This window comes from Arthrobacter sp. H41, from assembly GCF_000520535.1.
Taxonomy (GTDB): Bacteria; Actinomycetota; Actinomycetes; order Actinomycetales; family Micrococcaceae; genus Arthrobacter_D.
Window position 1 is genome coordinate 23,371 of the sequence record NZ_KI914796.1, and the last position, 10,130, is coordinate 33,500.

Consider the following 10,130-nt stretch of genomic DNA (forward strand, 5'->3'; position numbering starts at 1 on the left):
GAACCAGCCGGTGACGGCGGGCTTGATGTTGTGATAGATGTGCTTGGCTTCCTGGTATTCAGCGAATCCGGTGGGCCCGAGTTCGCGGCCCATGCCGGACTGGCCGAAGCCGCCCCACTCCGCCTGCGGAAGATACGGGTGGAAGTCGTTGATCCAGATGGTGCCGTGCCTCAGGCGCGCAGCGACGCGCTGGCCCTTGCCGGCGTCCTGCGACCAGACCGCTCCCGCGAGGCCGTAGGAGGTGTCGTTGCCGAGCTCCACCGCCTCGTCCTCGCCGTTGAAGGTCTCAACGGTGACCACCGGTCCGAAGGCTTCATCGACGAGTACCGACGAGCCGCGCGTCACCTGGTCCAGCACGGTGGGTGTGTAGTAGAAGCCCTTCTCGAGTTCCCCCTCGCCCCAGGTGCCGCCACAGCGCAGGCGTGCACCCTCGTCGAGGCCTTTCCGGACGTAGGCGGTCACCTTGTCGCGGTGGGCCGCCGAAATGAGGGGGCCCGCTTCGGCGTGCTCGTCAAACGGTCCGCCGAGACGGATCTCGCGGGTGCGTCGGACCAGCTCGTCGACGAACCGCTCGGCGATGGGTTCCTCGACGAGGAGCCGGGCACCGGCGGAGCACACCTGACCGGAATGGACGAAGGCGGCATTGAGCGCGTTGTCGAGGGCGGCGTCGAAATCGGCGTCGGCGAAGACGATGTTCGGGTTCTTGCCACCCAGCTCCAGCGCCACCTTCTTGATGGTGCCCGACGCCGCCGCGGCGATCCGCTTGCCGGTCTCCAGGCCGCCCGTGAAGGACACCATGTCGACGTCGGGGTGCTCGGACAGGGGCGCGCCCACGACGGCGCCGGCACCCAGCACGAGGTTGGCGACGCCCTTGGGAAGGCCCAGGGAATCGAGGAGGTCCATCATCAGGATGGACGTGTGCGGAGTCAGTTCGCTGGGTTTCAGGATGAAGGAGCACCCCGCACCGAGTGCCGGCGCAATCTTCCAGGCGGACTGCAGGAGGGGATAGTTCCACGGGGAGATGAGCCCGCACACCCCCACGGGTTCGTAGGCGATCCGGCTCACCACGCTGTTGTTGCCGGCATCGACCATGCGCCCGGCGTCCTGGCCGGCCAGCTTGCCGAAGTAGGCGAAGCAGTCGGCGATATCGTTTATGTCGATCTCGCTCTCGACCAGGCGCTTGCCGGTGTCCAGCGTCTCGGCCCGGGCGAACTCGTCCTTGCGGGCGCGCAGCTCGGCCGCCACCCGGAGGAGGAAGTCACCGCGATGCGGTGCGGGCACCGAAGCCCACTCGCCGGAATCGAAGGACTTCCGGGCTGCCGCAATGGCACGCTCGGCGTCTTCCCGAGTGCCCTCGGACACATCGCCCACGGATTCGCCGTCGGCCGGGCAGTGGATGGCGCGGGTACCGCCGTCGGAAGCCGGCACCCATTCCCCGCCAATGAACAGTGTTGCTGTACTCACTTGGTTTCCTCCTGGTGTGGGAAGTCTGATGCCCAGTTGTCCTTGGCACTCTGATCCTCGGTGAGAGCCGTATTGCCGGGCACTGCACGGTTGAGGTGCAGAAACTCGAGGTGCGTCTCGTAGTGGTCCAGCACGTCGGTGATGACCTGGTCGGTCGTGTAGCCGGTGAGGTCGTAGCTGTGGCTCCCCTCGAGAGAGAAGACCTCCATCCGGTAGTACTTCGCATCCACCGCCGCGTTCTCGGTGGCGAAGGACGGCGTGTCGTACTGCACGGGATAGATCTGGTACTTGAACGGGCGCTCGCCCCCAAGGTTGACCTGCAGGTCGACGTGGCGGATACCGCAGGCCTCCACCGTTCCGGTGGTCAAAACGACGTCGGCGCCCTGGGCCGATAGCTCATCGTGGACTTCCTGCAGCGCCGGTTCCGCCACCGCGTCGACGAAGTGATTGGCTTGCTTGGGTCCGGGGTATGACATGGCGCGGCGAAGGCGTTGCCGCCAGTTCCGCCCTCCAGTGCTCTCATTCGCCCGCCCGGAAATGATACCGGGAAGGCTTGCCCGGTAGCTGTCGATCAGCGAGTTCTCTACGCGGAGGGCCTTGTAGATGCCCAGCATGATGAACAGCAGCAGGATCGACAGGGGCAGTCCCATGATGATGGTGGCGTTCTGGAGGGTCGGGACGCCACCGACCGTCAGCATCGCCAGCGTCAGCAGGCCGGTGGCCACCGCCCAGAAGATGCGGAGCCACTTGGGGCCGTCGGAGTCGGCGTCCTTGAGCCGGGATGTGAAGTTCGCCATCACGAGGGCACCGGAATCGGCGGAGGTGACGTAGAACAGCAGCCCGGTGAAGGTGGCGACCGCAACGAGTAGCGGGGCCGCAGGGTACTGCTCCAGCAGTCCGTAGAACGCACGCTCCGGCTGATTCATTGCCGTCTCCCCGAAATCCGCGTTGCCGCCCATGACGAGGTCCAGTGCGCTGTTCCCGAAGACGGAGATCCAGAGCAGGATGAAGGCGAAGGGGACGATCATGGTGCCGAGGACGAACTGGCGGATGGTCCTGCCGCGGGAGATCCGGGCCAGGAACAGTCCCACGAAGGGTGCCCACGCGATCCACCAGGCCCAGAAGAACAGGGTCCAACCGCTGAGCCAGGCATCGGGGCGGTCGTAGGCGAAGGTGTCGAGGGTCATGCCGGGGAAGCGGCTGAGGACGTCGCCGGTGTTCTGGATGATGCCGTCCAGCAGGAAGCTGGTCTTGCCGCTGATCAGGACGAACAGCATCAGCCCGAGTGCGAGGATGACGTTGAGTTCCGCGAGCCGCCGGATGCCCTTCTCGACGCCGGAAACCACGGACACGGTGGCCATGAGCACGGCGACGACGATGAGGCCGATCTGCACGGTAAGGTTTTCGGGCAGCCCGAACATGACGGTGAGGCCGTAGTTGAGCTGGACCACGCCGATGCCGAGGGACGTCGCGATTCCGAAGATCGTTCCGAGGAGTGCCGCGATGTCCACGGCGTCGCCAAGGCCGCCGTTGATCTTCTTGCCGAAGATGGGGTAGAGCGCGCTGCGGATGCTGAGGGGGAGGTTCTGTCGGTAGGCGAAGTATCCCAGCGCAAGGCCCATCAGTGCATACAGTGCCCAGCCGGTGATGCCGTAGTGGAACAGTGTGAGGACCATGGCCTGGCGGGCCGCCTCGGTGGTTCCGCCGTCGCCCTGGGGAGGGGCGAGGTATTGGGTGATGGGTTCCGACACCGAGAAGAACATCAGGTCGATGCCGATGCCCGCGGCGAACAGCATCGAGGCCCAGGTGAACATGCTGAACTGGGGCTTGGAGTGATCGGGTCCGAGCTTGGTCTTGCCGACCCTCGTCAGTGCCACCACGAGGACGAAGATCACCACCAGGGTGACGATGAGGAAGTAGTACCACCCCAGGTTGGTGGACACCCATCCGACGATCGAGCCGATCACGGCCGCGGCACTCTCGGGTGACACGATGGCCCACAGGGTGATGGCGAGGATACCGGCTGCGGAGCCGATGAAAACCGTCTTGTTGACCTGGGTCCTGCCCGGGGTTTTTTCCGGTTCGGCCGGAGTTGAAGCGCCCGGTGGTGCTTTCGTTGATTGGCTCATGTCATCCCTCGGATTGATTGAAGCCACGCTGACAGCATCCCCAACGACGCAGCACGGCAGGACATTGATGCAGGAGTTTCACGCAGGTACTCAGCAGAAAGTTTTGGCGCGGAGGGGACCGTCAACGTTACCGGCAGAGCACCGGGCGCCGCGAAATGGGTGATCTGGCTCACACTCACATGCTACCGAGTGAATGGCAGGAACGGCTTCGCCCTGAGTGAAGCGGAAGTGAAGCTGCTGCACTCAAGAGTTGAGTCGACTAGACTCAAGGCAGTTGGATGGCTATCTGCCAGAAAGGACATTCCTGTGGACACCAAATTCACGACGAAAAGCCAGGAAGCGCTCTCAGCCGCGGCGATGAACGCCTCCACCGCAGGCAATCCGCAGGTGGAGCCCCCCCACTTCCTGAAAGCCCTCATGGACCAGCGCGACGGCGTGGCCGTGGCGCTGCTCAAAGCCGCTGGTGCGGGCCCTGATGACATCAGTGTCCAAGCGAGCTCGGCCATCAAGGCGTTGCCGGCGTCGTCGGGCAGTTCCGTGGCGCAGCCGCAGTTCTCCCGCGGAGCGCTGCAGGTGGTGACGGCGGCGCAGCAGGAAGCCGAGTCGCTGGGCGACCAGTTCGTCTCCACCGAGCATCTGCTGCTCGGCCTCGCCGCGGATCCAGGGACTGCGGGGACCATCCTCCGCGGCGCAGGGGTATCCCCCGCCGCCCTCGCGGCTGCGCTTCCCGGCGTGCGGGGTGACCGCCGCGTGACCTCGCCGGACCCCGAGAACACGTTCCAGGCGCTGCAGAAGTTCGGCGTGGACCTCACGGAGATCGCGCGGTCGGGCAAACTGGACCCCGTGATCGGGCGCGATGCCGAAATCCGCCGCGTGGTGCAGGTGCTGAGCCGGCGCACCAAGAACAACCCCGTGCTGATCGGAGAGCCGGGCGTCGGGAAGACCGCCGTCGTCGAGGGCCTGGCGCAGCGCATGGTGGCCGGCGACGTTCCGGAGTCGCTGCGCGGCAAAACCCTCATCAGCCTTGACCTCGGCTCGATGGTTGCGGGGGCCAAGTACCGCGGCGAGTTCGAGGAACGGTTGAAGGCTGTCCTCGAGGAGATCCGTTCCGCGAACGGCCAGGTGGTGACGTTCATCGACGAACTGCACACGGTGGTGGGCGCCGGTGCGTCCGAAGGGTCCATGGACGCCGGAAACATGCTGAAGCCCATGCTTGCGCGCGGTGAACTGCGGCTGATCGGTGCCACCACGCTCGATGAGTATCGCGAGCGGGTGGAAAAGGACCCGGCGCTTGAGCGGCGCTTCCAGCAGGTGTACGTGGGGGAGCCCTCGGTGGTGGACACCATTGGTATTCTCCGCGGGCTCAAGGAGCGGTACGAGGCGCACCACAAGGTGTCCATCGCCGACGCAGCCCTGGTCGCGGCAGCCACGCTGTCGCACCGGTACATCTCGGGGCGTCAGCTTCCCGACAAGGCGATCGACCTCGTGGATGAAGCGGCGTCGCGACTGCGGATGGAGATCGACTCGGCGCCGGAGGAAATTGATCAGCTCAAACGTGCGCTCGATCGGCTTCGGATGGAGGAACTCGCGCTGTCGGGCGAAAAGGACCAGGCGTCGGTGGAGCGCCTGGAGACGCTACGCGCCGATCTGGCCGACAAGAGTGAACAGCTCAGCGCCCTCAATGCCCGGTGGGAGGCCGAAAAAGCCGGCCTCAACCGGGTCGGCGACCTCAAGGCCTCACTCGATGACTTGCGCTCGCAGGCTGACCGCGCCCAGCGCGACGGCGACCTCGAAACGGCGTCACGGATCCTCTACGGCGAGATCCCCCAGGTCCAGCGCGAACTGGACGCCGCGCAGGCGGAGGAGCAGGCAGATGGCGCCCCGGAGCTCATGGTTGCCGATGAGGTGAGTGCAGGGGACATCGCCGAGGTCATTTCGGCATGGACGGGCATCCCGGCCGGGCGCATGCTGCAGGGCGAGAGCCAGAAGCTGCTGCAGATGGAGGACACCATCGGTGCGCGCCTGATCGGCCAGCGGAGGGCAGTCGCTTCGGTATCCGACGCGGTGCGGCGCGCACGGGCCGGCGTGTCCGACCCGGATCGGCCCACCGGTTCGTTCCTGTTCCTCGGCCCCACCGGGGTGGGCAAGACCGAACTCGCCAAGGCGCTCGCGGACTTCCTGTTCGACGACGAACGCGCCATGATCCGTATCGACATGTCCGAGTACTCCGAGAAACACTCGATCGCGCGGCTTGTCGGAGCACCCCCCGGCTATGTCGGATACGAGGAGGGCGGCCAGCTCACCGAATCCGTGCGGCGTCGTCCCTACAGTGTGGTGCTCCTCGACGAGGTGGAGAAGGCGCATCCGGAGGTCTTCGACATTCTCCTCCAGGTGCTCGATGACGGCCGGCTGACCGACGGCCAGGGACGCACCGTGGACTTCCGGAACGTGATCCTCGTGCTGACTTCGAACCTCGGCTCGCAGTTCCTCGTCGACCCGATGCTCGACGACGACGCCAAGCGGGAGGCCGTCCTGGCCACTGTGAACGCAAGCTTCCGGCCGGAGTTCCTCAACCGGCTCGACGACGTCGTCGTGTTCGACCCGCTGAGTCTCGATGACCTCTCGCGGATCGTCAACCTCCAGGTCGACGCGCTGGCTTCGAGGCTCAGGGACCGCAGGCTCCAGCTGGACGTCACTCCGGCCGCGAGCGAATGGTTGGCCATGACGGGATTCGATCCCGCCTACGGAGCCAGGCCGCTGCGGCGCCTCGTCCAGCGGGAGATCGGGGACCGGCTGGCCCGCGGCATCCTTGCCGGCGGGATCGACGACGGCGACACCGTGGTGGTGGACCGCGCGGCGACCGACGACGGCGAAGGTGAGGGACTGACGGTGACCGTTGCTACGGGCTGAGGAAGCCGCGCACCGGCGTCCCTGAAAGCATGTAACCTAGAGTCACGACATATTGACCAAATAATCCGGGGCCTCGCTGTAGCCTTGGGCCTTGTGCCCCAGCGACCACCTCCGGATCGACGCAAAAAGGGGGTCACGCCATGGGGCGCGGCCGTCAAAAGGCAAAAGCTACCAAGCAGGCCCGGGACATGAAGTACTTCAGCCCGGCGACTGACTACACGGCACTGCAGCGCGAGCTCACAGGCCCGAGCGGTCGTGCCTCCAATCGACGTACTGAGGCTCCGGAGCCGGTGGAACCGGACTATTCGGAGTATGCAGACAAATACGTCGAGGAGTACGGCGACGACGGCGAGGACGGCGGTTCACGCCGGACGGGCTGAGCGAGCGGTATCAAGTCCTTCTGAAAGTGGTGCATCCATTCCCTCGGGGTCGGATGCACCACTTTTTCGTGTGTGGCCCTCTTCGAGTGCGCAGCAGTTACCGATATCGACCCGGATAGGCGTCATTTCTGCGCACTCGATCGGTGGGGGTGGCTGGTCGATGGAGGACCGAGCGCCGATGGCCTACAGGGGTTCGGCCAGGGTCATCGCATAGCGTTCCTCGGCGTCCGTCCACTGCCCGACGACGGTCAGTCGTGCAGCCTCGAGCTCCGCGGCAATTTTCTCCGGTCGGAATTTCGCGGACACCTCGGTCCGCAGGTCTTCGCCCCGGTCGAAGCTGATTTCGATTCCGGCGCCGGGCAGTCGCACCCGCATGGCGCGCGTGGCCCGCAGCCTCATCTCGATCCACTCCTCGGCCTCGTTCCACACCGCCACGTGGTCGAAAGCCTCGACGTCGAAATCGGCTCCCAGCTCCGCGTTGAGGACGCGCAGCACATTGCGGTTGAAGTCGGCAGTCACGCCGCTCGCGTCGTCGTAGGCGGGGATGAGGACTTCAGGCGGCTGCACCAGGCCTGTGCCGATCAGCAATGATCCGCCCTCCTTCCCCAGGAGTTCCCTCACCTGGACGAGGAACCGAGCGCGGGCATCCGGCTCGAGGTTCCCGATGGTCCCGCCCAGGAACGCCACCATCCGGTGTCCGTCGCTGGGGAGCAGCTGGAGCTGGGACTCGAAATCAGCGGCGACTGCCTGCAGGATGAGATCCGGATACTCCCGGGACAACTCGTTATTGGCATCGGTCAGGGCGCTGTCACTGACATCCACAGCGACATAGCTTTGAAGTGGCCCGGCGTTCTTCAGGGCGTCGAGCAGCAGGGGCGTCTTTCTCGACGACCCGGATCCGAGCTCGATGAGCATTTCTGCCGGGCTGGCCGCGGCGATCTCGTCTGCGGACTCCTCGAGGATCCGCCGTTCGGTGCGCGTAGGGAAATACTCGGGCAGCTGCGTGATCTGCTCGAACAGTTCGCTGCCCCGCCGATCATAGAACCACTTGGGCGGCAAGGTCTTCACCGGTTTGGACAGTCCATCGAGCACATCCTGACGCAGGGCGCGCTCAAGGTAATGCGGCGGCAGGTGATGGACGATCTCGAGTGCAGTCTTCGAAGGATTCATCTGAGCGCGGGCTCCATTCCTGCTGGGGTTATTGGGCTGATGTCGACGCCGTGCGAAGTGGCGACCAGCAGGGACTGATCCGGAACCTCATGCCACCCCGCGCCGTCGTCGGAGGGTTCACTGGCAACGACGGTACCCCTGTTGTCCGAGCGCCAGAAAAGGGTATCACCGGCAGCTGTGGCAGCAATGGTGGTTCCATCGGTCAGGAGGAAGTTGTATCGCCCCGTGCTGCAGGCGGATGCGTCGGCCACGACGCCTGCCAGTGCGTTCCCCGCGGAATCCGTGCCCGCATAGTCCCGGGATTCAAGCCGTTCAAGGACCATGGCCCACAGCAGGGCCGAATCCACCCGGGCTTCGAGGGCAAGAAGCCGTGCAGGAGGCAGCCTCGCCGCCAGTGCCTCCGCCGACTGCGGCCAGTCGTCGATCCGCCCGTTGTGGCTGAAAAGCCACGCCCCCGAGGCGTAGGGGGCAGCGGCCGCCTCGTCCGGCGTCGTACCGGGGGTAGCCGAACGCACGGCAGCCAGCACCGCCCCACTGGTGGTGACCCGCGCCAGATCAGCGAAGGACTGGTCCGTCCACATGGGTACAGCACGCCGGTAGCGGGCCGGAACGGGATCCCCTGCGGCGTACCAGCCGACGCCGAAACCGTCGGCGTTCATCGTACCGTTGCGTTGGCGCCGCGGCGCCCAGGACTGCCGGAGCAGACCGTGGTGTGCCGTTGTGTTGGCGCCGCGGCGCCCAGGATTGCCGGAGCAGGCCGTGTTCGGGCGCCGAAAGCAGCGTGGCCAGTGGTGTCGGAGGTCCTAGGAAAGCCAAGTGACGGCACATTCGCTACTGCCCTCCGGCTGGGGCGTCATTCCGTGCGGTACGGAAGCCGGTGAAAATCTGGCGCCGGATAGGGTAGTCCCAGTTCCGGAACGTGCCCCGGCTCGCTGCTCCGTCGGCCGCCCAGGACCCTCCGCGCAGCACCTTGTAACCTCCACCGAAGAAGGCTTCGCTGTACTCGCGGTAGGGGAACACCCGGAACCCCGGGTAGGGGCCGAAATCGCTGGAGGTCCATTCCCACACATCGCCGATCAGCTGGTGGACGCCCAGCGCGGACGCCCCTGCGGGGTAGGAGCCGACAGGGGAAGGCCGCAACGCTGCTCCTCCCAGATTCGCGTGGCCGGACGTCGGGTCCTCATCACCCCACGGGTAGCGCCGGGAGCGGCCGCTGACCGGGTCGTGTCGTGCGGCCTTCTCCCACTCTGCCTCGGTGGGCAGGCGCCGTCCGGCCCACTTTGCGTAGGCCTCGGCTTCGAAGAATGAGACGTGCTGTACGGGTTCCTCGGCGGGGACCGGTTCGACGACGCCGAAACGGACCCGCCACCATTGGTGACCGTCCCGCATCCAGTACTTGGGGGCGGTCAGATCGTCATCGTTGCGGGAGCTCCAGCCCTCGGCGGTCCACCAGTCCGGGTTCGCGTACCCGCCGTCGTTGATGAACTCCAGGAAGCTGCCGTTGCTGACGGGCACCGTGTCGATCCAGTAGCCGGGGACATGCACCTCATGGGCGGGCCGCTCATTGTCCAGCGCCCAGGGCTCCACGGAGGTGCCCATCGAGAAGGATCCGCCGGGAATCAGCACCTCGGGGGGCAGCCCCGTGACGCGGCGGGAAAGCACCCGTGGATCCGGAGCAACAGGGTGCAGGACGGGTTCACCCACCCGGAGTTGATGCGTCGCCAGCATGGTCTCGGCGTGTTGCTGTTCGTGCTGGACCATCATGCCGAAGGCGAACCCGGCCTCCAGCAGCGGCGAACCCTCGAGCGGGACGCGGTCCAGGATGTCCAGTGTCTTGGAGCGCACCTGTGCAAGGTACCCCCGGGATTCCCCGGGAGCCAGCAGTGGCAGTGAAGGGCGGCTGCTGCGCGAATGCTCGAAGGCATCGTAGAGCTTGTCGATCTCGGGCCGGAGCGGCTCCATCCCGCCGACGTCGCGGACCAGCCATTGCTCCTCCTGGCTGCCCACATGTGCCAGGTCCCACACCAGGGGAGACATCAGAGGAGAGTGCTGCTTGAGCAGCTCCTCCTCGTCACAC

General features: G+C 65.9%; 7 protein-coding genes. 2 read left to right on the forward strand and 5 right to left on the reverse strand.

Annotated elements, in window-relative coordinates:
* Both Y705_RS0109650 and betT read right to left on the reverse strand, forming a co-directional pair.
* On the reverse strand, positions 1–1,464 hold a 1,464-nt coding region (locus Y705_RS0109650), incomplete at its 3' end, for an aldehyde dehydrogenase family protein (protein ID WP_026532707.1).
* Entirely contained in the window at positions 1,461–3,593 is a 2,133-nt protein-coding gene (gene betT, locus Y705_RS0109655; RefSeq protein WP_049822554.1) for a choline BCCT transporter BetT, read from the reverse strand. The genes betT and Y705_RS0109650, both read right to left, overlap by 4 nt.
* A gap of 306 nt (positions 3,594–3,899) precedes the next feature.
* Here betT and clpB point away from each other — a divergent pair, with 306 nt between their 5' ends.
* Both clpB and Y705_RS0109665 read left to right on the forward strand, forming a co-directional pair.
* On the forward strand, positions 3,900–6,503 hold the full coding sequence (gene clpB / locus Y705_RS0109660) for an ATP-dependent chaperone ClpB (protein WP_026532709.1): 2,604 nt from the start codon (positions 3,900–3,902) through the stop codon (positions 6,501–6,503).
* A gap of 140 nt (positions 6,504–6,643) precedes the next feature.
* Positions 6,644–6,883: a DUF3073 domain-containing protein gene (locus tag Y705_RS0109665; protein WP_026532710.1), complete on the forward strand. Its 240-nt coding sequence runs from the start codon at positions 6,644–6,646 to the stop codon at positions 6,881–6,883.
* A gap of 183 nt (positions 6,884–7,066) precedes the next feature.
* Here the strand turns inward: Y705_RS0109665 and egtD are convergent, their stop codons facing one another.
* The 3 genes from egtD to egtB all read right to left on the reverse strand — a co-directional run.
* Positions 7,067–8,053 carry an L-histidine N(alpha)-methyltransferase gene (gene egtD / locus Y705_RS0109670; RefSeq protein WP_026532711.1) on the reverse strand — a complete coding sequence of 329 codons (987 nt, stop codon included), beginning with the start codon at positions 8,051–8,053 and terminating at the stop codon, positions 7,067–7,069.
* Positions 8,050–8,712: an ergothioneine biosynthesis protein EgtC gene (gene egtC, locus Y705_RS0109675; RefSeq protein ID WP_253908566.1), complete on the reverse strand. Its 663-nt coding sequence runs from the start codon at positions 8,710–8,712 to the stop codon at positions 8,050–8,052. The genes egtD and egtC overlap by 4 nt, the downstream gene beginning before the upstream one ends.
* A 172-nt stretch (positions 8,713–8,884) precedes the next feature.
* Positions 8,885–10,130: ergothioneine biosynthesis protein EgtB (gene egtB / locus Y705_RS18840; RefSeq protein ID WP_049822555.1), on the reverse strand; the 1,246-nt coding region annotated here is incomplete at its 5' end.